This window comes from Pseudonocardia parietis, from assembly GCF_017876315.1.
Lineage (GTDB): Bacteria > Actinomycetota > Actinomycetes > Mycobacteriales > Pseudonocardiaceae > Pseudonocardia > Pseudonocardia parietis.
Map to the genome: position 1 here is coordinate 259,272 of NZ_JAGINU010000001.1, position 22,892 is coordinate 282,163.

Annotated in this window: 22 protein-coding genes; 4 read left to right on the forward strand and 18 right to left on the reverse strand. The window is 72.2% G+C overall.

Features of this window, described 5'->3' with window-relative positions:
- Positions 1-4: 4 nt before the first annotated feature.
- The 14 genes from JOF36_RS01250 to JOF36_RS01315 all read right to left on the reverse strand — a co-directional run bounded on the left by JOF36_RS01250 (position 5) and on the right by JOF36_RS01315 (position 12,781).
- Positions 5-1,105, reverse strand: coding sequence for a sulfite oxidase (locus JOF36_RS01250; RefSeq protein ID WP_245350607.1), 1,101 nt, complete (start codon positions 1,103-1,105; stop codon positions 5-7).
- 40 nt (positions 1,106-1,145) lie between these two features.
- Positions 1,146-1,397, reverse strand: coding sequence for a winged helix-turn-helix domain-containing protein (locus JOF36_RS39920; RefSeq protein ID WP_210024591.1), 252 nt, complete (start codon positions 1,395-1,397; stop codon positions 1,146-1,148).
- 13 nt (positions 1,398-1,410) lie between these two features.
- Positions 1,411-2,625: a CoA transferase gene (locus tag JOF36_RS01260; RefSeq protein WP_210024592.1), complete on the reverse strand. Its 1,215-nt coding sequence runs from the start codon at positions 2,623-2,625 to the stop codon at positions 1,411-1,413.
- Entirely contained in the window at positions 2,625-3,833 is a 1,209-nt protein-coding gene (locus JOF36_RS01265) for an acetyl-CoA C-acetyltransferase (RefSeq protein WP_210024593.1), read from the reverse strand. The genes JOF36_RS01260 and JOF36_RS01265 overlap by 1 nt, the downstream gene beginning before the upstream one ends.
- Positions 3,826-4,482 carry a 3-oxoacid CoA-transferase subunit B gene (locus JOF36_RS01270; RefSeq protein WP_210024594.1) on the reverse strand — a complete coding sequence of 219 codons (657 nt, stop codon included), beginning with the start codon at positions 4,480-4,482 and terminating at the stop codon, positions 3,826-3,828. The genes JOF36_RS01265 and JOF36_RS01270 overlap by 8 nt, the downstream gene beginning before the upstream one ends.
- Position 4,483: 1 nt before the next feature.
- Positions 4,484-5,227 carry a CoA transferase subunit A gene (locus JOF36_RS01275; protein ID WP_210024595.1) on the reverse strand — a complete coding sequence of 248 codons (744 nt, stop codon included), beginning with the start codon at positions 5,225-5,227 and terminating at the stop codon, positions 4,484-4,486.
- An 891-nt stretch (positions 5,228-6,118) separates the two neighbouring features.
- Positions 6,119-6,901 (reverse strand): 3-oxoadipate enol-lactonase, encoded by a 783-nt coding sequence (gene pcaD, locus JOF36_RS01280; RefSeq protein ID WP_210024596.1) that lies wholly within the window; start codon positions 6,899-6,901, stop codon positions 6,119-6,121.
- The gene (locus JOF36_RS01285) at positions 6,898-7,389 is read right to left on the reverse strand and encodes a nuclear transport factor 2 family protein (protein WP_210024597.1); all 492 of its coding nucleotides are present in this window, start codon (positions 7,387-7,389) and stop codon (positions 6,898-6,900) included. Before JOF36_RS01285 ends, pcaD begins: the two co-directional genes overlap by 4 nt.
- On the reverse strand, positions 7,386-8,201 hold the full coding sequence (locus tag JOF36_RS01290) for an adenylyltransferase/cytidyltransferase family protein (protein WP_307862162.1): 816 nt from the start codon (positions 8,199-8,201) through the stop codon (positions 7,386-7,388). The genes JOF36_RS01285 and JOF36_RS01290 overlap by 4 nt, the downstream gene beginning before the upstream one ends.
- Positions 8,198-8,485 (reverse strand): muconolactone Delta-isomerase, encoded by a 288-nt coding sequence (gene catC / locus JOF36_RS01295; RefSeq protein ID WP_210024598.1) that lies wholly within the window; start codon positions 8,483-8,485, stop codon positions 8,198-8,200. The genes JOF36_RS01290 and catC overlap by 4 nt, the downstream gene beginning before the upstream one ends.
- A gap of 2 nt (positions 8,486-8,487) precedes the next feature.
- Positions 8,488-9,609, reverse strand: coding sequence for a muconate/chloromuconate family cycloisomerase (locus JOF36_RS01300; protein ID WP_210024599.1), 1,122 nt, complete (start codon positions 9,607-9,609; stop codon positions 8,488-8,490).
- A 78-nt stretch (positions 9,610-9,687) separates the two neighbouring features.
- Positions 9,688-10,542, reverse strand: a complete 855-nt coding sequence (locus JOF36_RS01305) for a dioxygenase family protein (protein ID WP_210024600.1) — start codon at positions 10,540-10,542, stop codon at positions 9,688-9,690.
- 48 nt (positions 10,543-10,590) lie between these two features.
- Positions 10,591-12,165: a 4-hydroxyphenylacetate 3-hydroxylase N-terminal domain-containing protein gene (locus JOF36_RS01310; protein ID WP_210024601.1), complete on the reverse strand. Its 1,575-nt coding sequence runs from the start codon at positions 12,163-12,165 to the stop codon at positions 10,591-10,593.
- Between the two features lie 58 nt (positions 12,166-12,223).
- A complete protein-coding gene (locus JOF36_RS01315) occupies positions 12,224-12,781 on the reverse strand; it encodes a flavin reductase family protein (protein ID WP_210024602.1) in 558 nt (185 codons plus the stop codon).
- A 151-nt stretch (positions 12,782-12,932) separates the two neighbouring features.
- Between JOF36_RS01315 and JOF36_RS01320 the strand changes: the two genes are divergently transcribed.
- The 3 genes from JOF36_RS01320 to JOF36_RS01330 all read left to right on the forward strand — a co-directional run bounded on the left by JOF36_RS01320 (position 12,933) and on the right by JOF36_RS01330 (position 15,773).
- Positions 12,933-13,715, forward strand: a complete 783-nt coding sequence (locus tag JOF36_RS01320) for an IclR family transcriptional regulator domain-containing protein (protein WP_307862163.1) — start codon at positions 12,933-12,935, stop codon at positions 13,713-13,715.
- A gap of 79 nt (positions 13,716-13,794) precedes the next feature.
- A complete protein-coding gene (locus tag JOF36_RS01325) occupies positions 13,795-14,496 on the forward strand; it encodes a response regulator transcription factor (RefSeq protein ID WP_210024603.1) in 702 nt (233 codons plus the stop codon).
- Positions 14,493-15,773: a GAF domain-containing sensor histidine kinase gene (locus JOF36_RS01330; RefSeq protein WP_210024604.1), complete on the forward strand. Its 1,281-nt coding sequence runs from the start codon at positions 14,493-14,495 to the stop codon at positions 15,771-15,773. Before JOF36_RS01325 ends, JOF36_RS01330 begins: the two co-directional genes overlap by 4 nt.
- Here the strand turns inward: JOF36_RS01330 and JOF36_RS01335 are convergent.
- From JOF36_RS01335 to JOF36_RS01350, 4 genes are all read right to left on the reverse strand, one after another.
- On the reverse strand, positions 15,770-17,263 hold the full coding sequence (locus tag JOF36_RS01335; protein ID WP_210024605.1) for a class I adenylate-forming enzyme family protein: 1,494 nt from the start codon (positions 17,261-17,263) through the stop codon (positions 15,770-15,772). The two genes, JOF36_RS01330 and JOF36_RS01335, sit on opposite strands and share 4 nt — an antisense overlap.
- A 10-nt stretch (positions 17,264-17,273) precedes the next feature.
- Positions 17,274-18,266, reverse strand: a complete 993-nt coding sequence (locus JOF36_RS01340; protein ID WP_210024606.1) for an LLM class flavin-dependent oxidoreductase — start codon at positions 18,264-18,266, stop codon at positions 17,274-17,276.
- A gap of 82 nt (positions 18,267-18,348) precedes the next feature.
- A complete protein-coding gene (locus JOF36_RS01345; protein ID WP_210024607.1) occupies positions 18,349-19,836 on the reverse strand; it encodes a SulP family inorganic anion transporter in 1,488 nt (495 codons plus the stop codon).
- A 153-nt stretch (positions 19,837-19,989) separates the two neighbouring features.
- Positions 19,990-21,753 carry a sigma-54-dependent Fis family transcriptional regulator gene (locus JOF36_RS01350; RefSeq protein WP_245350608.1) on the reverse strand — a complete coding sequence of 588 codons (1,764 nt, stop codon included), beginning with the start codon at positions 21,751-21,753 and terminating at the stop codon, positions 19,990-19,992.
- A 170-nt stretch (positions 21,754-21,923) separates the two neighbouring features.
- On the opposite strand from JOF36_RS01350, the gene JOF36_RS01355 reads away from it, so the two are divergent.
- Complete coding sequence (locus JOF36_RS01355; RefSeq protein WP_210024608.1) at positions 21,924-22,853, forward strand: alpha/beta hydrolase; 930 nt, start codon at positions 21,924-21,926, stop codon at positions 22,851-22,853.
- Positions 22,854-22,892: the final 39 nt, after the last annotated feature.

Below are 22,892 nucleotides of genomic sequence, written 5' to 3' on the forward strand. Positions count from 1 at the left end.
GGCCTCAGCCCACCTGCCCGGGCGGCTCCACGGTGACCCGGACCCGTCCCCACGAGTTGTTGACGTACCCCTTCGGGTTCCACAGCGCGGCCGCGCTCTCCGGCTGCAGGGCGGCCGTGTCGTCCCAGGCACGGGCCAGGATCTCCCCCGGCCCGGCCGGCAGGTCGACCACGGCGTGCCACAGCGTCCAGGCCCACGGGCCGGCGGGGTCGTCGAGCCGGGCCCGGGTCCAGGACCTGCCGCCGTCGGGCGAGACGTCGACCCGCGCGACCCGGCGGGTGCCGCCGGCGAACGCGTACCCCCGCACCGTGACGGCCCCGGCCGTGAGGGTCGCCCCGTCGTCGGGGACGGTGACGTCGCAGGTCAGGGCGATCGGGCCGAGCGAGATCCCGTCGCCGGGGCCCGCCGCGCCGGGGTCGGCCTCCGGTGGCAGCAGCCGGTAGGCCGTCGCCTGGAAGAAGTTGTCCGAGGGCCGCTCGCGCACGACGATGCGCTCCAGCCACTTCACGCTCCGCGCCCCGATGTAGCCGGGGACGACCACCCGGACCGGGGCCCCGTGCACGGCGGGCAGCGGGTCACCGTTCATCGCCCACGCCAGCAGGACCTCCGGCGACCGGGCCTTCCCGATCGGGATCGAGCCACCGAACCGTTGCGCAGGGTCGGCGATCCCGGACACGTCCGGCGCCTCGAACGCGACGTGCTCCGCCTCCGCAGCGGGCCCGGCCGCCTGCACCACGTCGGCCAGCCGCACCCCCGTCCACCGGGCCGTGGACGTCGCGCCCGGTCCCCACGGAATCTCCCCGGGGATGTCGCGCACGGCCGTCAGGCCCGCTCGCCGGTTGCCGGCGCACTGCAGCGTCGCGATGACGTCGTGCTGCTCGAACCGGTCCCGCAGCTGCTCCAGGTCCAGCTCCAGCGGATGGTCGACGAGGCCGCTCACCGTGAGGCGCCAGTGACCCGGGCGAGTCTCCGGGACGGGTCCGTGGTTGCGGACGTAGAACGACGAGCTGTCGGTCAGGGCGCCGGTCAGGGCCGAACGAGGCGGCTCGGCGTTGAACGGTTCCACCTCGTGCACGACCATGTCGGCGCGCTTGTCCCAGGCCATACCGGGCGTCGTACCCGCCCGTCCACGCTCGACACCGCCCTCAGGCCCGGGACGTCACCGCACCCGGCACGGCGGCCGGGCCGGGTGCGGTGACGAAGGATCCGGCCTGACGACGGGTGGCGATCAGTTCGTGACGGCTCAGCTCGCGCAACGCGTGCCGGACCGCGGAGCGGCTGACGCCGAGCTGTTCGGCCAGTCGTCGTTCGGCCGGTAGCCGGTCGCCTGCCTTGCTCGTGCCCACGATCGCCAGGAGCTCGGTCAGCGCCCGGCGTTGCTCACCCGACTCGCCCATCGCCCGTTCCTCGTCACCGGTTCCCGCCGACCACGTGCCGGTCGTGCAGGGCACCGATCTCGGCATCGCCCAGGCCGAGGACCTCGGACAGGACCTGGTCGGTGTCCGCGCCGAGCTGCGGTGCCACCCCGGCGTCGCCGTGCTCACCGTTCCAGCGCAGCGGGGAACGGGCGGTGATCGCGGTGGCGCCGCCGGGCAGCGGCAGGTCGGCCAGCAACGCGTGCTGCCCGGACCGGTGCGCGGCCACGACGTCGGTCATCCCCTGGTAGCGGCCCCACAGCACGCGGGCCCGGTTGAGCTCGTCCTCGACGGTCTTCGAGTCCCGGGCCGCGAACCACGGCTTGAGGACCGCGGCGATCGTGTCGCGCAGCCGGTAGCGCTCGGTCTCGTCGGTCAGGTCGGCGTCGAGGGCCTGTTCCAGCGCGGCGAACACCGCACCGGTCCCGGTGACCGACACCAGCGCGCTCCACTGCCCGGGGGTCAGCGCGACGACCATCACCCGGTTCCCGTCGGAACAGGCGAAGTCGACCCCGAAGCTGCCGTAGACGTGGTTGCCGTGCCGGGGGCGTTCGCGCCCGAGCTCCTCGGCCTCCGACAGCCAGCCCAGGTTCGCCACCCCGGCCAGCGCGACGTCGGACAGCGCGATCTCGGAGTACACCCCACGCCCGGTGCGCGAGCGCTCGTAGAGCGCGGCCAGCACCGCGGTCGACACGCTCAGCCCGGTGACCAGGTCCCAGGCCGGCAGCACGTGGTTGACCGGGGTCGCGCCCTCCTCGCTGCCGGTGATGCCGGGGATGCCGACCTCGGCGTTGACCGTGTAGTCCACCGCAGGGCGCCCGTCGGGGTAGCCCTGCACGCGGACGTGGATCAGGTCGGAGCGCCGAGCGACGAGGACGTCGTTGGCCATCCACCGGCGCCCGACGACGTTGTCGACCAGCACTCCGCGGTCGTCACCGGGGGCGGTGGCCAGCGCCACGACCAGCTCGCGGCCCTCGTCGGAGCGCATGTCCACGGTGATCGACTGCTTGGCCTTGTTCAGCGACGCCCAGTAGTAGGAGTCACCGGTGCCGTCGTGCGCGGCCGGCCAGCGCCCGTGGTCGGGCCCGCCGCCGAGCGGGTCGATCCGCACGACCGACGCGCCCAGCTGGGCCAGGGTCATGCCGCCGGTGGGGCCGGCGACGAAGCTGGCGCACTCGACGACCCGCAGGCCGTCCAGGGGCCGGGCCATCAGGCCTTCTCGAAGATCGCGGCCAGGCCCTGCCCGCCACCGATGCACATCGTCTCCAACCCGTACCGGGCATCCCGACGCGCCATCTCCCGCGTCAACGTCGCCAGGATCCGGCCACCCGTCGCACCCACCGGGTGCCCCAGCGAGATCCCCGAACCGTTGACGTTCATCCGCTCGAAATCAGCCTCGGAGAACTTCCACTCCCGCGTACACGCCAGCACCTGCGCCGCGAACGCCTCGTTCAACTCGATCAGATCGATGTCGGCGAGGCTGAGGCCGGCCGCATCGAGAGCCTTGGCCGTCGCCGGGACGGGGCCGATGCCCATGGTCTTCGGCGGCACCCCACCCAAGCCCCAGGACACGACCCGGGCCAGGGGCCGCAGCCCCAGCTCCGCTGCCTTCTCCGGGCTGGTCACCACACAGATCGACGCACCATCGTTCTGCCCCGACGCGTTCCCCGCGGTCACCGTGGCCTGATCGTCGCCCTTGCCCAGGATCGGGCGCAGCGTCGACAGCTTCTCCACATTCGAATCCGGACGGATGTGCTCATCCGCATCCACGACCGTGTCGCCCTTACGGCCCGGCACCGTCACCGGCACCAGCTCGTCGGCGAACTTCCCCGCCTGCTGCGCCGCCGCAGCCCGCTGATGCGAACGGACCGCGAACTCGTCCTGCTCCGCACGCGGAATCGCATACTCGCGACGCAGGTTCTCCGCGGTCTCCAACATCCCACCCGGCACCGGATGATCCTTACCCCCGGCGGTGACCCGGCCGCGAGCCAGCGAGTCGTTCAGCATCACCCCGCCACCCTTCACACCCCAGCGCATGCTCGTCGAATAGAACGACGCCGACGACATCGACTCCGCCCCACCCGCCAGCACCACCTCCGAGGCGCCGGTCTGGACCTGCATCGCCGCATACAACACCGCCTGCAAACCCGAACCACAGCGACGGTCGAGCTGGATACCGTTCACACTCACCGGCAACCCCGCGTCCAGCGCCGCGACCCGCCCGATCGCCGGGGCATCCATCGTCGGATAGCAGTGACCCAGCACCACATCCTCCACCACGGACGGATCCAGACCGGTGCGGTCGACCACCGCCCGGATCACCGTCGCAGCCAGCGTGTGCGCCGGCACGTCACGCAGGCTTCCCCCGAACCCACCCACCGGGGTCCGCAACGGCTCACAGATGACGGCGTCACGCACGGACGGCCTCCTCGTCTCGGCGCCCGAGCAACCGGGCGGCGGTCTTCTCGCGGACCTCGTCCGCGGTGACGCCGGGGGCGGTCTCGACCAGTACGAGGCCGTCCCCGGTCACGTCGATCACGGCCAGGTCCGTCACGATCCGGGTCACGCAACCCAGACCGGTGATCGGCAGGGAGCAGCGTTCGACGATCTTCGCCGAGCCGTCCCTGGCCACATGATCCATCATCACGATGACCCGTTTCGCACCGTGTACCAGGTCCATCGCCCCACCCATCCCCTTGATCATCTTGCCGGGGACGGCCCAGTTCGCCAGGTCGCCGTTCGCGGCGACCTCCATCCCGCCCAGTACCGCGACGTCGAGCTTGCCGGCGCGGATCTGGCCGAAGGAGTCCGACGATCCGAAGTAGGCGGCGCCGTCGTTGACCGTGACGGTCTCCTTCCCGGCGTTGATCAGGTCGGGGTCGACCTCGTCGTCGCCCGGGTAGGGGCCGACGCCGAGGATGCCGTTCTCCGAGTGCAGCACCACCGTGCGCCCGGCCGGGATGTAGCCGGGGACCAGGGTCGGCATCCCGATCCCGAGGTTGACATAGGAACCGTCGGGCAGCTCGTCGGCGACCCGGGCGGCCATCTGTTCACGTGTGAGAGCCATGTCAGCGCACCGTCCTGAACTCGACCGGCTTCTCCACCTCGGGCACGTGCACCACGCGTTCGACGTGGATGCCGGGGGTGTGTACGTGGTCCGGGTCGATCTCGCCGGGCTCGACCAGGTGCTCGACCTGCGCGATCGTGACCTTGCCGGCCGCGGCGGCATCGGGGTTGAAGTTGCGCGCCGAGCGCCGGTAGACGAGGTTGCCGTGCCGGTCGCCCTTCCAGGCGTGCACCAGCCCGAAGTCCGGCACCAGTGCCTGCTCGAGCACATACGAGGCGCCGGCGAACTCGCGGACCTCCTTGGCCGGGGACGCCACCGCCACCGACCCGTCCGGGTGATGGCGCCACGGCAGCCCGCCCTCGGCGACCAGCGTCCCGACCCCGGCCGGGGTGTAGAACGCCGCGATCCCCGCACCCCCGGCCCGCAACCGCTCGGCCAGGGTGCCCTGCGGGGTCAGCTCCAACTCGATCTCCCCGGCCAGGTACTGGCGGGCGAACTCCTTGTTGTTGCCGACATAGGAGCCGATCGTGCGCCGGATCCGCCCCGCCGCCAACAACGTGCCCAGCCCGAACCCGTCCACACCCAGGTTGTTCGAGATCGTCTCCAGGCTCGTCGCGCCCTGCTCGAGCAACACCGCGATCAACACCGTCGGCACCCCGGACATCCCGAACCCACCGACCGCCAGCGACGCACCGTCACCGATATCGGCGACCGCCTCCGCGGCGGATGCCACCACCTTGTCCATCAACACACACCTCCGTCGACCCACACTGTACCGCAGTGTTCGAGAAACGTACAAGCGTTCGCTCTGCGAACACCGGTGGCTCGCGCGGGTTGTGCGCGGCGCAGGCTGTGCGGGGCGCGGGTTGTGCGCGGCGCGGGCTGTGCGCGGAGCGGGCTGTGCGCGGCGCAGGCTGTGCGCGGCGCGGCCTGTGCGCGGAGCGGGCTCGGCGCGGAGCAGGCTCGGCACCGGCTGCGGCGCGGAGCCTTGCGCCGCGGCGCGGAGCCTCGGGCTGCGGCGCGGAGCAGGGCTCGCCGCGGGCTGCTGCGGCCGGCGTGGAGGGCCCGGGCCGCCGCGATGTGCGCGAAGCCGGCCGCCCGCTCATGCGCGCCGCGCGAGTGGCTCTCCGCCGCGGTCGGCGCGCGCCGGCTGCTCGGTGATCGCCGGTTGTGGAGTGCTGCGTACGCGTGCCGTACACAGCACTCCACAACCGGTGATCATGGCGACTCCACTCGCCGAGATGCAGCCGAGGGCGAATTGTTGACCTCTCTCGTGCACTGAGCTGCATCTCGGCGAGAGTGGGGCCGCCTGCGGATCCGGTACCGGCAGCGCGGCACCGCCGACGCGGCACCGACGGCGCGACACCAGCGGCGCGACACCAGCGGCGCGGCACCGACAGCACGACACCAGCGGCGCGACACGGGCGGCGCGGCACCGGCGGCGTGACACCAGCAGCCCAGCACCGACGGCTCGGTACCGGCGGCACGACACCAGCAGCCCGGCACCGACGGCGCGGTACCAGCGGCGCGGTACCAGCGGCGCGACACGGGCGGCGCGGCACCGACGGCACGGCACCGGCGGCCGCGCTCATGCGCCGGCTCCCGGGCTCGAGCAGCAAGGCGGTCCGCCGCGACCTCAGCTCCTGCCGGCGCCGACCGACGCGATGTGCTCGGCCAGCAGGCCGGTGACCTGCACCGGCTTCTCGGTGTTGAGCAGGTGCGCAGAGCAGGCGACGACCTCGAAGCGGCCGTCCGGTGCGCGGTCGGCGATCTCCCGGACCATCTCCGGCGGGGTCGCCGGGTCGTCGGCACCGGCGATCGCCAGCACCGGTACCCGCAGGTCGGCGAGCCGTTCCCGCACGTCGAACGTGGAGATCGCCTCACAGCATCCGGCGTAGCCCTCGGCCGCGGTGGCGCGCAGCATCCCCAGCAGCCGTGCCGCCTCCTCGGTGCCGGCGAACGACTGCACGTACCAGACCCCGGGGCGGCTGGCGACCATGGACTCGGTGCCGTTCTCCCGGACGCCCGCGGCACGCTGCGGCCAGCTGTCCGGGTCGGCGAAGCGGGCCGCGGACGCGATCGCGGTCAGGCTCAGCACGCGCTCGGGGTGGTCGAGGGCGAGCTGCTGGCCGATCGCGCCGCCGATCGACACACCGGCGTAGTGCACGCGGTCGATGCCGAGCCGGTCCAGCAGCGCGACGACGGCCTCGGCGAGACCGGCCATCGTGTACGGCCCGTCGGTGACCGGGGTGCCGCCGTGGCCGGGCAGGTCGTAGCGGACGACCCGGTAGCGGTCGGCGAGCGTGGCGACCTGGGCGTCGAACAGGTGCAGGTCGGTGCCCAGAGACGGGCCGAGCACGACGACGGGTGCGCCGTCCGGACCGTCGATCCGGTGGTGCAGTGCGGTGCCTGCGGTCATGCGAAGGGCCTTCCGGGGTAGGTGGCGGCGGCCGAGGCGACGGTGAAGCGACCGTGGTCCCAGCCGTCGGTGAGCGGGACGAAGTAGTCGAACGCGACCTGCTTGGTGGTGAATCTCCAGGCCCCGTCGACCCGCCGCAGCGCGTCGATGTAGCGCCCGGCGGCGATGTGCGGCACGCCGTCCTGCACGCAGGGCTGCCACAGGAACGACCGGGCCCGGGCGCTGTCCGGGCCGTCGAGGGTGATCTCGAGGTTCGTCACGTGGTGCCAGAATGCGGTGAGCCCGCCCGCGGCGAGACCGGCGAAGAAGGTGCGCAGCCCGGCGGGGCCGCGGGCGGTGGACAGGCCGACGAACTCGCCGTCGTCGGTGAACAGCGAGACCAGGGTGTCCCAGTCGCCGTCGTCGAGGGCCCGGCAGTACCGGGCGTCCAGGTCGCGGATGGCCTCGAGTGCCTCCAGCCGCGCGATCCGCTGCTCCAGGTCGCTCATCGCTCTCCCTCCGCCCGGGCGTGGAACGCCACCGCGACCGGGCCGTCGCCGGTCGCGCCGGTGTCGACCCGCAGGGAGCCCGGGCCGTTCACCTCCACGACGCAGGCGTCGCCGTTCACCGTGGCGCGGTAGTGGCCGACCGGCGGCAGTGCGGTGTGCGGGTCGAGCTCCACCAGGTCGCCGCTGCGGTACCCGTCCACCCGGTGCGGGCGGCCGAGTGCCCGTGTGGCGGCGGCCAGGTCCCCGGCACGCAGGCAGTGCCGTGTATAGCTGGACGAACACGGGACGTCCACCGCGCGGAGCAGCGGCACCGGGTGCGTGGTGAAACCCAGGCCGGTGCCGAGCCGCTGCAACGTCACGACGTCGCCCGCGGCCTTCGCCCCGAAGCTGAAGTTGGCACCGACCACCACGGCGCGGGCGCCGAGCACACCGGCCAGCACGTGCCGGGCGAACTCGTCCGGGCTCAGTCCGGCCAGGTCGCGGGTGAAGCGCAGCACGCACACCGCGTCCGCCCCGGCGCCACCGGCGAGCTCGGCCCGGTGCCCTATCGTGCTCAGGGTGGCGGTGTCCTTGCCGGTCCCGAGCACCCGGGCCGGGTGCGGGTCGAAGGTGACCAGCACCAGGGGCAGGCCGCGGGCGTCGGCGACGCTGCGGGCGTGGTCGAGCAGCCGCCGGTGCCCGCGGTGCAGGCCGTCGAACACGCCGATCGTCAGCACGCACGGACCGAGGTCGGCGGGCACCTCCCCGAGCCCGTACCAGAGCGGGGTCCGCACCGGCGCCGGCCGCGGTGCCGATTCCAGGGCTGCGGTCACGACTGTGCCTGCAGATCCGACGGATGCGTGGCCAGCGGGGTGACCCTGACCGTCATGTACGGGAACAGCGGCAGCGACGACAGCAGCGCGTGCAGCTCGTCGCCGGAACCGACGTCGAAGATGCTGATGTTGGAGTACTCGCCGACGACCCGCCACAGGTGCGGCCACACGCCGGAACGCTGCAGCTCCAGCGCGCGGGCCTTCTCCTCGGTGACGATCGCGGTACGCCGCTCGGGGTCGAGGTCGTGCGGGATGGCGACATCCATCCGGACGTGGAACAGCATGGTCACTTCCTCCGGAACGCGCGGATCTGGGCGGGATCGAGCTCGACGCCGAGGCCGGGGCCGTCGGGCAGGTGCAGACCGTCGGCGTCGTAGACGAGCGGGTCGACGAGCATCTCCTCGGCCAGGAGCAGCGGGCCGAACAGCTCGCTCCCCCAGCCGGACGCCGGGCTGGTGCAGGCGGCGTGCAGCGAGGCGGCCGTCCCGACCGGGCTCTCGATCGACGTCGCCGCATAGCACGGGACACCGGCCGCGGCGGCGACCTCGGCGATCGCCCGGCTCGCCCGCAGACCGCCGGACTTGGTGGTCTTGACCGCGAAGATCCCGGCGGCCCGGGAGCTCACCAGCCGCAGCGCGTCGGCCGGGGTGCGCAGGCTCTCGTCGGCCATCACCGGGATCGACAGGGCGGCGCTGATCGCGGCCATCGCGTCCAGGTCGTGGCCGGGCACCGGCTGTTCGATCATCTCGACGCCGGCCTCGGCGAGCGCGGGAAGGTGGGTCAGCGAGGTCAGCCGGTCCCACCGGGCGTTGATGTCGACCCGCACCCCGGCGACACCGGCCAGCTTCTCGGTGACCGTGACGATCCGGTCGACGTCGTCGGCCGGGGCCTGGGCGCCCATCTTCAGCTTGAAGGAGGTGTGCAGCCCGGTGTCGAGCTTGGCCAGCGCCTCCTCGACGACGGTCCCGGCGGACTCGGTGCCCAGCGCCCAGGTGACCGGCACGCTGGTCCGGGCCGGGCCGCCGAGCAGGGTGTGCACCGGGACGCCGAGATGCCGCGCCCACGCGTCGTGCAGGGCCACCTCGACCGCGGTCTTCGCGAACAGGTTCGCGGCGACCACGTCGGTCATGTCGCCGAGCAGGGCAGGGATCTCGTCGACCCGGCGGCCGAGCAGGACCGGCGCGAGGTAGCGCTCGACGATCAGCTGCATGGTCTCGACGGACTCGCCGCCCCACCACGGCCCGCCGGGGACCACGCCCTCACCGACGCCGGTGACCCCACCGGCGGTGCGGACGAAGACGTAGAGCACCGGCTGGGCACTCATGCCGGCGCGGGCGAACCGGTGGGCACGGCGCAGCGGGATGTCGACGATCACGGTCTCGACCCGGTCGATCCGCATCTCGCTCATCAGGGTTCTCCGTTCCGAAGGGGCAGGCGTGGGAGGCGCCGGGACCGGGAGCGCATCCACCGGCCCCGGCGCCCGCTCTCACGCGCGCTCGAGCACGAAGTCGTACTCGACCGCGTGCGTCCCGTCGCCGGCGTCGACCGGGTCGAGGATCAGCTCGGGCTTGGTCGCCGTGGCGACGTCGCTGTCGAGCCACTCGCCACCGCGGAAGTACAGCTGCGTGGTGATGGGACGCATGCCCGACGCGCTGACCAGCAGGTGCAGGTGCGCCGGCCGCCACGGGTGCCAGCCCGCGGCCTCGATCAGCGTCCCGGTCGGGCCGTCGGTCGGGATCTGGTACGGCGCGGGCTCGACCGTGCGGATCTCGAATCGGCCCTCGCGGTCGGCGACGACCACGGCGCGCAGGTTGCCGTCCGGGACGTGCGGGGCGAACCCGGAGTAGTAGCCCTGCTCGTCGGCCTGCCAGATGTCGACGGCGGCACCGGGCAGCGGGTTGCCCAGGGTGTCGCGGACCTGGCCGGAGAACACCAGCGTGGTGCCCCGCTCGTCCGGGCGCGCCGGCAACGTCGCCGGCGAGTCGAGCCGGGCCTGGCCCGGCAGGTAGTACGGGCCGAGGATGGAGCCCTTGGTGCAGTTCTGGTCCCGGGACGCGACGTCCTCGACCACGTGCTCGACGAACACGTCGAGCAGCAGCGGCCACTCGCCGCCCTCCCCGACCTCGATCAGGTACTGCTTGGCGGCCTGGAACTCGTCGTAGGTCACCGACTCGGACCGGATGGTCCGGTGGATCCCGGCCAGCAGGGACGAGACGACCGCGGAGACCCGCTCCGGCGGGACCGTCTGCGCGGTGGACGCAGTGGAACGGGTGGCCCGGAACGCCTCGGTGGCCGAGCTGCCGGAGCCCGCAGCGGTGGGTGATGGCTGTGTGGTGGTCATGGTGTGTTCCCTGGGTATGTCAACGACGGGAGGTGAACGAGAGGGCGATCAGCGACGGCCGAGGACCGACACGTCGTCGTTGTTGATCAGATCCGGGACGGTCCAGCCCTTGAGGTCGTACTCCGCCAGGCACTGGTCGGCGAGACCCTTCATCGCGTCGGCGGCACCGGACTGCTGGGCGTCCACCAGCATCTCGGTCCGCACGCCCTCGTGGTTGCCCGCGTAGTTGCGCTCGTAGAGCTCGTGCCGGCTGCCGAACTCGCTGCCGATGGAGTCCCAGATCAGCTTCATGAGCTTCACCCGGTCCACGGCGTCGTAGCCGTTCGAGCCACGCACGTACTTGTCGAGGTAGGGCCGCACCTGGGCGGAGGCGAAGTCGGCGGCGCTGCTGGGCAGGTAGATCAGCGAGGCGCCCAGGTCCTGCATGATGATCTCGCGGACCCGCGGGTAACCGACCGTCATGAACCAGCGGTAGGCCATCCCGTACTCATGGTTGGGCAGCAGGGTGCCGTTGATCCATTCCTCGGGGTTGCCGACCATTCCGTCCGACAGCCCCCAGAACATGTTGCGCCAGGCGATGACCTCGCCGACGCGGGTCTGGATGCCACGGAAGTCCTTGGTGCCGGTGACCTCGAGGCCCTTCATCAGCAGCCCGGCGATGAAGTCCAGCTTGACCGCGAGCCGGGTCACGCCCTGGAAGGTGAAGCGGTGCAGGAAGCCCGAGGCGGGCACGAAGCTCGAGGCCTTCTCGGTGTCGCCGTAGACGAAGACGTTCTCCCAGGGGATGAGCACCTTGTCCAGGACGAAGATCGTGTCGTTCTCGTCCAGCCGGCTCGACAGCGGGTAGTCGAACGGCGTTCCCGTCACCGCGGCCGTGTTCGAGTACGACGAGCGGCAGATCAGCTTCATACCCGGCGCGCCCATCGGCACGGTGCAGACCAGGGCGTACTCGCGCTTCTTGATCGGCAGGCCGTAGTGGGCCAGGAAGTTGAAGTGGGTGATCGCCGAACCGGTCGCGACGACCTTGGCACCGGAGACGACGACGCCCTTGTCGTTCTCCTCCTCGACGTGCATGAACACGTCGGAGACGTCGTCCGGGTCACGGTGCCGGTCCACCGGCGGGTTGACGATCGCGTGGTTCCAGTAGAGGACCTTCTCCTGCGACTCCTTGTACCAGCGGTGCGCGTTGTCCGAGTGCGGAGCCCAGAAGTCGGGGTTGGCACCCAGGGTGCCCAGGAAGCTGGCCTTGTAGTCGGGGCTGCGGCCCATGAACCCGTAGGTCATCCGGGCCCACTCGGCGATGGCCGCCTGGTCCTTCTTCATGTCGTCGATCGTGTGCGGGGCACGGAAGAAGGGGTGGGTGTAACCGTTGCTGCCGGTGTCGGTCGGGACCGTGAGGACGTCCTGCTTGTCCGGGTCGTGCAGCGCGTCGTAGAGCCGGGCGGTCATCCGCACCGCGTTGCGGAAGGCGGGGTGGGTGGTGACGTCGTCGACCTTCTCCCCGTGGAGGTAGATCTCGCGACCGTCGCGGAGGCTCTCGATGTACTCCTCACCGGTCAGCGGCCGGGTGACCCGGCCGTTGCTGTCGGTCGGGGTGCTCACGGGGTCCTGCTGCAGCGTCATCGTCGACTCCTTCGTCTTTCGAATCTCGCGGGGAGTGGTGTGCGGCCGGTGGGGGCCGTCAGGCCGGGCGGGCGACCCGGCGGCCTGCGGTGAAGAACGAGACGCCGTCCGGCCCGTCGGCCGAGCCGTCCCAGAGCAGCGGGTTGTGGTCGTCGCCCAGGTGGTGGAACTGCCCGGAGTGGAACAGCAGCGGGCGGCCGGGGTGGATGTGGAACTGCTGGACCTCGCCCAGGTAGAGGACGTGGTCGCCGCCGTCGTAGGTCTGCCACGGCGTGCAGGAGATGTGCGCGAGCGTGCCGTCGAGCCGCGGGGCGCCGCAGTCGCTGTCCGCGGCCCAGCGCACGTCCTGGTTCGGCCGGCCCGCGAAGTGCAGGGCCAGCTCCTTCTGCTCGGACTCGAGCACGTTGACCGTGAACGGCCGCGACTCGATCAGCCCGCAGAGCCGGGAACGCCGGTCCAGCGACACCAGCACCAGCGGCGGGTCCAGCGACACCGCCGTGAAGGCGTTGACCGTGGCGCCGTGCGGCACACCGTCCTCGCCGTGGCAGGTGATCACCGTGACTCCGGTGGCGAAGTGCCCCAGGCACTGACGGAGCTCTTTCGGATCGATCGCCATTGATTTCACCTCCGTGCACGTTCTCCGTGCATTGTGAACGCTCTACGTGCAATGCAGAAAGAGTGACGGCGCCCTCGGCGTCCGTCAACCCCGGAGCCGGAATTCGCCGTACCGGGGGCCGGGTCCGTCCGGGGTGCGGGAGGATGGCCGGGTGGACGATGTGGACGCCGACGCCGGGCCCAAGGACCGGATCCAGAGCATCGAGCGCGGGTTCGCGGTGCTGCTGGCCTTCGACTCCGACCGGCGCAACCCGAGCCTGATCGAGGTCGCGAAGGCAACAGGGCTGTCGCGACCGGCGGTGCGGCGGATCCTGCTGACCCTGCAGCACCTCGGCTACGTCGAGCCCACCGGCGGCAGCCACTGGCGCCTGACCCCGCGGGTGCTGACCATCGGCCAGCACTACGCCACCTCGAACGCGATCGTGTCGGTGTCCGAGCCGCACATGGGCCGGCTGGTCGAGGAGACCCACGAAACGGCGTCGCTGTCCGCGCTGGACGGCGACGAGGTCGTCTACCTGGCCCGTGTCCCGGCGAAGCGGGTGCTCAACGTGACGGCGACGGCGGGCACTCGGGTCCCCGCGCACGCGACGTCCATGGGCCGGGTGCTGCTCGCGGCCGCGCCGGGCGAGTTCGTCGAGCGGTACCTGCAACACCCCGGGCTCCAGCCGCTGACCCCGCACACCATCACCGACCCCGACCAGTTCCGGGACGCCCTCGAGCGGGTGCGCCGGCAGGGCTGGTCGCTGGTCTCGGAGGAACGCGAGCGTGGGCTGATCTCGGTGTCGGCGCCGATCCGCGACCACACGGGTCACGTGGTCGCCGCGCTCTCGTCGTCGAGCTCCACTGGCCGGACGAGCCCGGGGCACATCGAGCGCTACATCGTCCCGGTCCTGACCAGGATCGCGAAGGAGCTCAGCACCGACCTCGGCGGCTGAGCAGCTCCTCCACCGGCCCGGCGGGCGGTACGGTCGGCGCCACCTGCGGCACCGTGGCCGCACCGGGCAGGAGTGCGAGATGCCGACGACGCCGCGACCCCCGACGGGCCGAGCGCCGCCGTCGCTGCTCGTGGTGGACGACGACGTGCGGGTCCGGACGGTCGTGGCCTGGCAGCTGGAGGCCGAGGGATACGTCGTCCGCGAGGCCGCCGACGGCCGCTCGGCCCGCCGGGGCATCGCCGAGCAACGACCCGATCTGGTGGTTCTCGACCTCTCCCTCCCCGGGATCGGGGGCCTCGACCTGCTCCGCGGGCTGCGCGACGCGGGCGACGCCCTCCCGGTCGTGGTGCTGTCGGGACGCAGCGGTGAGGGCGACCGGATCACGGGCCTCGATCTCGGCGCGGACGACTACCTGGTGAAGCCGTTCTCCCCGGGTGAGCTCGCGGCGCGGGTCCGGTCGGTGCTGCGCCGCAGCGGTGGCGGGACGGCGCCCCGGCCGGTTCCGGCGACCGGGCTCCGCGTCGACCCGGCGACCCGCGACGTCGAGCTCGACGGGCATCCGGTGCAGCTGACGGCCAGGGAGTTCGACCTGCTCGCCTTCCTCGTCGCGCGGCCACGGCAGGTGTTCACCCGGGCCCAGCTGCTGGAGCAGGTGTGGTCGAGCTCGTCCGGGTGGCAGAGCGACGCGACGGTGACCGAACACGTTCACCGGTTGCGGCACAAGCTCGGCCGGGGCCGGGTCGCCACCGTTCGCGGCGTCGGGTACCGGTTCGAACCGTGAGTGCCCCGACCGACGAGCTCGGCCTCGACCACGCCGACGTCGTCGCCCTGCTGAGCAGACAGACTTCCACCCTCGAGCAGATCGCGGCGGGCGCCCCGCTCGGCGGGGTCCTCTGCGGCATCACCACGACCCTGGAGGAGCTGCTGCCCGGGTGCCGCTGCTCGGTGCTGCTGCTCGACCCGGCGGCGGCGACCCTGCGTCACGGCGCCGCGCCCTCGCTGCCGCCCGACTACTCACACGGGATCGACGGCCTGTCGATCGGTACCGATGCCGGCGCCTGCGGCACCGCCGCGTACCTGGGCACGGCGGTCGTCTCGGAGGACATCAGGACCGATCCGCGCTGGGCCCGCTACCGCCCGCTCGCCGAGCGGTTCGGGCTGCGGTCGTGCTGGTCCACCCCGATCCGGGGGCGGGACGGGATCTCCGGCACGTTCGCCGTCTACCACGGCCGCCCGCACCGGCCGTCGGCTCGCGAGGAGCGGCTGGTCGAGCGGCTGTCCCACCTGGCATCGGTCGCGATCGACCACGACCGCCTGTTCGGCGCACTCACCGAGAGCAAGGAGGCCGAGCTCGCCCGGCGCGCGGCCGAGTCCGCCAACCGGGCCAAGACGGACTTCCTCACCGCACTCGGTCACGAGCTGCGCACGCCGTTGCAGGCGATCAGCGGGTTCACCGAGCTGCTGGGCACCCTGGATCTGGACACGGCGAGGCGGAGCGCGGCACTCGAGCACATCGCCTCCGCGGGCAAGCACATCCTGTCGATGGTCGACGACGTCCTCGACGTCGCACGCATCGAGGCCGGGGCGTTGCCGCTGTGCCCGCGCCCGGTCGAGGTCGCCGAGATCGTGGCCGAGGTGCTGGCGATGCTCGAGCCGCTCGCCGGCGCGGAACGGGTTGCTCTGCGCACCGCACCGCACCGCGGGCCCGTGCAGGCCCTGGCCGACGAACGACGCCTGCGCCAGGTGCTGCTCAACCTGGTCGCCAACGCCATCCGCTACAACCGCCGTGCCGGCGAGGTCGTCGTCGGCTGGACCGCGACGGCCTCCCGGGTGACGGTGTCCGTGCGCGACACCGGGCCGGGGATCGCTCCGGAGCACCTCGACCGGCTGTTCACCCCGTTCGACCGGCTCGGCGCGGTCTCGGACGAGGGCGTCGGCCTGGGGCTGCCGCTGGCCCGCGGACTGACCGAGACGATGCAGGGACGTCTGGAGGTCCGCAGTGTCGTCGGCGAGGGCACAGCGGTGACCGTGGAGCTCCCGCGCGCCGAGCGCCCCTAGGAACCGGACAGCAGCCGGAGCTCGCGCTTGAGGATCTTGCCGGCGGCGTTCTTCGGCAGCTCCGGCACGAAGACGACCTCGCGCGGCTTCTTGAACGGGGCGAGCCGGTCGCGGCAGTGCCGGATCAGCTCGTCGGCGCCGGGGTCGCCGTCCACGACCACGAACGCCCGCACGGACTCGCCCCACTCGGGATCGGGGACCCCGACGACCGCCGCCTCGCGGACGGCCGGGTGGGTGAGCAGGACCTCCTCGACCTCGCGCGGGTAGACGTTCGACCCGCCGGTGATGACGACGTCCTTGGCCCGGTCGGTCAGATGCAGGTACCCGGCGTCGAGGTGGCCGATGTCCCCGGTGTGCAGCCACCCGCCGGCCAGCGTCGCCGCCGTCGCATCCGGATCGTCCCAGTAGCCCCGCATCACGACATCACCGCGGACGAGGACCTCACCGTCCCCGCCCTCCGGCACGGGCTCGCCGTTCGGGCCGGCGATACGCACCTCGACCCCGCGGAACGGGCGCCCGCACGACCCGGGACGGTCGAGCGCCTCGGACGCGGGCATCACGGTGATCGTCATCGGGGACTCGCCCTGCCCGTACATCTGGATCACGATCGGCCCGAACACGTCGAGGGCGGCGCGCAGGTCCTCCTGGTACAGCGCGGCGCCGCCGACGACGACGCTCCGTAGCGCCGGGAAGGTCCGATCGCGCGCCTCGTCGACCACGCGCCTGAGCATCGTCGGGGCGAGGAAGGCGGCGTGCGTGACCCGGTGCTCCTCGAGCAACCCGACGAACTCGGCGGCCGAGAAGCTGTGACCGGGCGCGATGACCTGGGTCGCACCGCGGGCGATCGACGGCAGCAGGTACAGCCCGCTGCCGTGGGTCAGGGGCGCGGCGTGCAGGTAGACGCTTCCGTCGGCGACCTCGTCGAGGTCACCGTGGTAGGCCTCCGTCATGGCGGCGAGGTTGCGGTGGGTGAGCGTCGCGCCCTTCGGGCGCCCGGTCGTCCCGGAGGTGTAGAAGAGCCAGGCCGGGTCGTCGGCCGCGGTGTCGACCGCGGGGATCGGCTCCGGGGCGAGGACGTCCTCGTAGTCGAGCCCGGTGTCGGATCCGTTCGCCCGGCCCACCCGCAGTACCCGGATCTCGTCGGCGAGACCACGCGTCGCGCCCGCCGTCTCGTCGCTCACGATGACGGCGGACGCCCCGCTGTGCCGGGCGATGTAGGCGACCTCGTCGGGGTGCAGGTGCCAGTTGACCGGTACGGCGACGAGACCGCCGTGGAACGCGGCCCACAGCGCCTCGACGAGCTCGATGCGGTTGGGCATCAGCAGCAGGACCCGGTCACCGCGTTCCAGACCGAGCCCGGCCAGGCCTGCGGCGAGCCGGCCGACCCGGCGACCCAGCTCGGGGTAGGTCAGCGTCCGGGCGCCCTGGACGAGGGCGACCCCGGCACCGGCTCGAGCGATCCCGTCGGTGAGCAGGGCGGCGATGTTCACCGGAGGGAACCTACGCGGCCTCGACCTCGGGCAGGATCTCCTCCTTCAGGCGCTTGAGGTCGTCGAGCGTCTTCGAGACCGGCACGTCCTGGAACGGCGGCCAGAACAGCGGCATCGTGAGCCCGGCCTCCTTGTAGCGCTTGAGGTTGTCGGTGATCTGCCCGGCGGTGCCCACCATGAGGTTGCTGACCTTGCCGTTCGGCGACTGGTCGGTCTCCTCGTCGGTGATGACGGTCCAGAGCATGCTGCAGATGTCGAGGTCGTCGACGGAGCGCCCGCTCCCGAGCTCGTCGAGCTCCCGCTGGATCTCGGTGCGCCACCGCGCGATGTCGTCGGGTGAGTCCTGGATCCCGATCCAGCCGGACAGGTCGTACTTCGCGATGCGCAGCGCCGAGCGCTTCGGGTCCTTGAGCCCGCTGAAGTAGATCGGCGGGCCGGGCTTCTGCACCGGCTTCGCGCCGAACCCGCACTTCTCGAAGTCGGCGAACTCGCCGTGGTACTCGAAGTGCTCGTTCGCCCAGACGCCCTGCATGATCTCGATCGTCTCGCGCACGTGCTTGTGCCGCTTCGGGAAGATGTGCGCCGCGCTGGCGGCCGCGAACTCCTCGGGCATCCAGCCGGAGCCGACCCCGACGTTGAGCCGGCCGTCGCAGAGATGGTCGATGGTGGCCAGCTCCGCGGCGAGCACACCCGGCGACCGGAACGGGGTGTCGATGATGCTCATCCCGATCCGGACCTTCGACGTCTTCGCCGCGAGCCACGGGATCAGCGGCATGCCCTGCAGCCATTCGCCCCGCGACGACACCGGCAGGGCCTTGGGAAGCCCCTCCATCATGCCGAACGAATGCTGCAGCTCCGCGCGGTCCGAGGCCTCGGGGACGACGATCCGGTCGAGCGTCCAGACCGAGTCGAAGTCGAGCGCCTCGGCGAGCGCGGTGAGGTCCTCGAGCTCGGAGACGGTCACCTTGTCCCGGAAGTTCGGCAGGTACAGAGCGAGCTTCATGCACCGGAGTATGTGTGGTCCGGATCACTCGTCGCACAACGCGATCTCAACATCAGCTCAACGTGTGAGACGGCGCCCGGGGTCAGTTACCGCCGGTCAGGTGTCCGGCGAGGCGCTCGTGCCGTACCCGGCTGTCCCGGTTCATCCCGGTGACGGTCACCTCGACACCGCGCGCGGCGTACTTGGTCGTGATCGCGTCGAGGGCCGCGACCGTGGAGGCGTCCCAGATGTGGGCGTCCGACAGGTCGATCACCACCTGCTCCGGGTCGTCCGCGTAGTCGAACGAGAACACCAGGTCGTTGCTGCTCGCGAAGAAGAGCTGACCGCTCACGCGGTAGACCTTCGTGCCGCCGTCCGGATCGAGGACCGAGGTGACCTCGACCAGGTGCGCGACGCGGCGGGCGAACAACACCATCGCGACCAGCACGCCGACGCCGACGCCGTAGGCCAGGTTGTGGGTGCCGACGGTGACCGCGACGGTCGACACCATCACCGTGGTCTCGCTCTTCGGCATCCGCCGCAGCACCGACGGCCGCACGCTGTGCCAGTCGAAGGTCGACACCGCCACCATGATCATGACCGCGACGAGCGCGGCCATCGGGATCAGCGCGACGAGCTCGCCCAGGACGACGACGAGGACCAGCAGGAACGACCCCGCGAGGAACGTCGACACCCGGGTGCGGGCGCCGGACTTCACGTTGATCATCGTCTGGCCGATCATCGCGCAGCCGCCCATGCCGCCGAAGAAGCCGGTGACGACGTTGGCGACGCCCTGTCCCCAGCTCTCGCGCGTCTTGTCGGAGTGGGAGTCGGTGATGTCGTCGACGAGCTTGGCGGTCATCAGCGACTCGATCAGCCCGACCAGGGCGATCCCGAGCGCGTACGGCGCGATGATCGCCAGCGTCTCGGCCGTGACCGGCACCGCGGGCACTCCGAGCACCGGCAGGACGTCGGGCAGCTCCCCCTGGTCGCCGACCGTCGGCACGGCCACGCCCGCCGTCAGCGTGAAGGCGGTCAGCAGCACGATCGCCACGAGCGGAGCGGGCACCGCCCGGGTCAGCCGGGGCAGGCCCACGATGACCGCCAGCGCGACGGCGGCGAGGGCGTAGACCTGCCACGGCACGCCGGACAGGTGCGGCAGCTGCGAGGTGAAGATCAGGATCGCCAGCGCGTTGACGAAACCGACCATCACGCTGCGGGGCAGGAACCGCATCAGGCGGGCGAACCCGGTCACGGCCAGCAGCACCTGGATCGCCCCACCCAGCACGACGGCGGCGAACAGGTACTCGACGCCGTGCTCGCGCGCCAGCGGGGCCACGACCAGTGCCACCGCCCCGGTCGCAGCGGAGATCATGGCCGGTCGGCCGCCGCAGAAGGCGATCACCACGGCCATCGTGAACGAGGCGTAGAGACCGACCTTCGGGTCCACCCCGGCGATGATCGAGAAGGCGATCGCCTCCGGGATCAGCGCGAGCGCGACGACCAGCCCGGCGAGCACCTCCGTACGCAGCACGCGCAGGGGCGGGACCCGGCCCCCGGACAGGGACGCGAGCAGGGCAGGACGGGACATCGCCACTTCCTGTGGGGTGCGGAGCAGGAGGGCAGCCGGCCACCGATGAGCCGCGTACCGGGACGGACCGTACTGTCACGTGCGGGAGCAGTCCCGCAGATGTGACGGTTGCGACCTGCGGTCCGACCCTGTGGGGGCGCCGCCGCAAGCCGATCAGGTGAGCCCGAACTCCCGCATCTTGCGGTAGAGCGTGGTGCGACCGATGCCCAGTGCCTGCGCGGCCCGGCTGCGGTTACCACCGGAGGATCGCAGGGCCTCCGCCACGGCCTCGCGCTCGGCGGACTCCAGCAGCCCCGCCGAACGACGGACGGACCGGAGTTCGTCCGGCAGGTCGTCGGCATCGACCGTGCCGCCGCCGGCCCGACGGGCGAGCACGAGCAGCGTGTTGCGGAGCTCGGCGAGGTTGCCGGGCCAGTGCCAGGCCGTCAACCGGTCCCAGGCCGGGGCCGAGAAGCGGGTCGCCGACTCCGGCTCCGGCAGCTCCGCCAGCATCGCCCGCACCAGGGCGGGCAGGTGCTCCCGGCTCTGCGCCAGCGCCGGCAGCCGGACGGTCGTCGCGACCTGCCGCACCAGCCCGAGGACGGTGTCGGTGGCGGCGTCGAGATCGGCGGTCAACGCGACCGGGACGCCCGACGCCGTGAGCGCCTGCACCTGCGCAGGCGTCGGTGAGGGTGCCGCATGGATCCTGCGGATGACCACTCCTCGGCCGGCCGAGGCGGCGGCCGAGGCGGCGTCGAACCATCCGGGGTCCAGATGCGGCTCGAGGACCAGCGGCTCCTCCACCTCCTGCGTGCGCAACGTGCGCAACGCGGTCCGCAGCTTTCCGGTGCCGCTCGCCCCGGTCAGCGCGACCAGCTCGTGGTGCCGCACCGCGGTCTCGAGCTGCCGGTGCACGTCGGGATGGAAGTGCAGCGGCTCGCGGGCCGGGGCCGGGAGTCTCACGCCGCCGGTCGCACCGCTCCCGGCGGGCGTTCCCCCTGGTCGGCGCGGCGACAGCCGCACGCTGTAGGCGCGCCGGCCGCCGTCGTGCACCGGCTCGACGATGGCCTCGTGCATGCCGTCGGCCAGCGGAATCTGCATCTTCTGCGCGCGGGACGGCCCCTGCTCGTCGAGGAACGGCCACAGCAGCGCGTGCAGCTCGGGCCCGGTGTGGTGCAGGCCGAGACGGTTGGCGAGGACGGTCTCCTCGTCGACGACCAGCGCGGCGCCCGGCGCCCGGTCGAGCGACAGGTACGCCTGCACGAGCCCGCGGTGCCGGTCCCCGGCGTCCTCGGTGATGCGCTCCTCGATCTGCCGTCCGATGTCACCGGCCAGCACCGTCATCAGGGGGTGGACGTCGCGGACGGAGCACGCGAGCGAGAAGGTGCCGACCAGCCGTCCGGTGTAGGGCTCGACGATCGGGGTGCCGGCGCAGGTGAGTCGTTCCAGGAACACGTTGTAGTGCTCCGGGCCGCGCACCAGCATCGGTCTGCGCTCGGCGAGCACGGTGCCGATGCCGTTCGTACCGATCGACCGCTCGGAGAAGTCGAACCCTTCCGCGGCGCTCGCCCGGTCCATGACCGTGCGCTGGCGACGGAGCGCGGCGTGCCGCTGCACGATGCGGCCGGTCGCATCGGACAGCACCATCGCCACCGGGACGTCGGCGAGGCTGTCCTTGAGCCGGTCGAGTACCGGTCCCGCGGCCCGGCGCAGCGCCGAGAGCGCGTCCCCGGGTTCGCGGTAACCGATCTCGACACCCGCCACGGGCACGCTGTCCCCGACGCACCGGCGCCAGCTCTTCTCGATGTGCTGCGGCACCCCGGTGCTGCCGGGCGGCGCGTCGAGCAACCCGCCCCCGACCAGTGCCTCCCGGCTCCGGCGGATGCGGTCGCGTTCGGCCGACGACAGGGTCGGCAGGTTCCGGATCTCGTTTCGCATCGTCGTCCCACGGTCCGTCCGAGACGGTGTCGCGCCTCCCGACGCCACCGCCTGCTGCGTGTCCACAGTGCCGCACGGCGTTCCAGATCGGAACACCCGCCGGGCTCGTCCGGTCGCCACAGTGAGTCCTACGTCACACGGTCCGTGACACGAGTTCGAGGAGGAACCCGATGACAACGACGCCATCGTCCCGTCCGACGGGCACGTCTGCCGAGTCCGACGCCCTGCGAGCGCTCTACGCGGACTGGTCGGACATCATCGCCGGCACTCCCGACCTGACCATGCGGCTGTTCCGCAGCATCTTCGACGAGTGGCACCAGCCGACCCGCGAGCCGGAGGACGTGACCTACCGCGAGGAGACCGTCGGCGGGGTCCCCGGGATCTGGACGCTGCCGATCGGTGCGGACCCCACGAAGGTGCTGCTCTACACCCACGGCGGCGGGTTCGCCGTCGGTTCGGCGTCCAGCCACCGCAAGCTGGCGGCGCACGTGGCCAAGGCGCTGGGGGTCACCGCGTTCGTCCTGGACTACCGCCGCGCTCCCGAGCACCCGCACCCGGCGCAGGTCGAGGACGGCGTCGCGGCGTTCACCGCACTCACCGAGCGGGGCATCGCCCCGGCCGACATCACCACGATCGGCGACTCGGCCGGCGGGAACCTCGCGGTCGCGATCCCGCTCGCGCTGCGCGAGCGGGGCGGCCCCCTGCCCGGCCGGATCGTCGCGTTCTCACCGTGGCTGGACATGGAGAACGCGGGCGGGACGCTGGTGACCAACGACGCGACCGACGCGCTGATCACCGTCCCGCTGCTCGAAGGCATGATCGCCGGCGTCCTCGCCGAGGGCAGGATCGACCCGAGGACGCCGCTGGCGAACCCGCTGCACGCCGACCTCACCGGACTCCCGCCGCTCTACGTCAACGCCGGATCGGCGGAGTCGCTGGTCGACAACGCGACCCGGCTCGCCGAGCGGGCGCGGGCGGCGGGCGTCGACGTGACGCTGTCGGTCGCCGAAGGCATGCAGCACGTCTTCCCGTTCCTGGCCGGCAGTGCGCCGGAGGCCGACGAGGAGATCGCGGCCATCGCGAAGTGGTTCCGCGGCTGACCGCCGCCACCCGACCGGCTCGTCCTCTGCCACACACCC

Excerpts from the sequence above, each read along its gene's own strand:
- JOF36_RS01260 (WP_210024592.1), bottom strand. The coding sequence starts at position 2,625 with ATGGCCCGGCCCCTGGACGGCCTGCGGGTCGTCGAGTGCGCCAGCTTC.
- JOF36_RS01340 (WP_210024606.1), bottom strand. The coding sequence starts at position 18,266 with ATGAAGCTCGCTCTGTACCTGCCGAACTTCCGGGACAAGGTGACCGTC.
- catC (WP_210024598.1), bottom strand. The coding sequence starts at position 8,485 with ATGCTGTTCCACGTCCGGATGGATGTCGCCATCCCGCACGACCTCGAC.
- JOF36_RS01285 (WP_210024597.1), bottom strand. The coding sequence starts at position 7,389 with ATGAGCGACCTGGAGCAGCGGATCGCGCGGCTGGAGGCACTCGAGGCC.
- JOF36_RS01355 (WP_210024608.1), top strand. The coding sequence starts at position 21,924 with ATGACAACGACGCCATCGTCCCGTCCGACGGGCACGTCTGCCGAGTCC.
- JOF36_RS01325 (WP_210024603.1), top strand. The coding sequence starts at position 13,795 with ATGCCGACGACGCCGCGACCCCCGACGGGCCGAGCGCCGCCGTCGCTG.
- JOF36_RS01250 (WP_245350607.1), bottom strand. The coding sequence starts at position 1,105 with ATGGCCTGGGACAAGCGCGCCGACATGGTCGTGCACGAGGTGGAACCG.
- JOF36_RS01350 (WP_245350608.1), bottom strand. The coding sequence starts at position 21,753 with ATGCGAAACGAGATCCGGAACCTGCCGACCCTGTCGTCGGCCGAACGC.
- JOF36_RS01315 (WP_210024602.1), bottom strand. The coding sequence starts at position 12,781 with ATGGCGATCGATCCGAAAGAGCTCCGTCAGTGCCTGGGGCACTTCGCC.
- JOF36_RS01310 (WP_210024601.1), bottom strand. The coding sequence starts at position 12,165 with ATGACGCTGCAGCAGGACCCCGTGAGCACCCCGACCGACAGCAACGGC.
- JOF36_RS01275 (WP_210024595.1), bottom strand. The coding sequence starts at position 5,227 with ATGGACAAGGTGGTGGCATCCGCCGCGGAGGCGGTCGCCGATATCGGT.
- JOF36_RS39920 (WP_210024591.1), bottom strand. The coding sequence starts at position 1,397 with ATGGGCGAGTCGGGTGAGCAACGCCGGGCGCTGACCGAGCTCCTGGCG.
- pcaD (WP_210024596.1), bottom strand. The coding sequence starts at position 6,901 with ATGACCGCAGGCACCGCACTGCACCACCGGATCGACGGTCCGGACGGC.
- JOF36_RS01270 (WP_210024594.1), bottom strand. The coding sequence starts at position 4,482 with ATGGCTCTCACACGTGAACAGATGGCCGCCCGGGTCGCCGACGAGCTG.
- JOF36_RS01345 (WP_210024607.1), bottom strand. The coding sequence starts at position 19,836 with ATGTCCCGTCCTGCCCTGCTCGCGTCCCTGTCCGGGGGCCGGGTCCCG.
- JOF36_RS01300 (WP_210024599.1), bottom strand. The coding sequence starts at position 9,609 with ATGAGCGAGATGCGGATCGACCGGGTCGAGACCGTGATCGTCGACATC.
- JOF36_RS01305 (WP_210024600.1), bottom strand. The coding sequence starts at position 10,542 with ATGACCACCACACAGCCATCACCCACCGCTGCGGGCTCCGGCAGCTCG.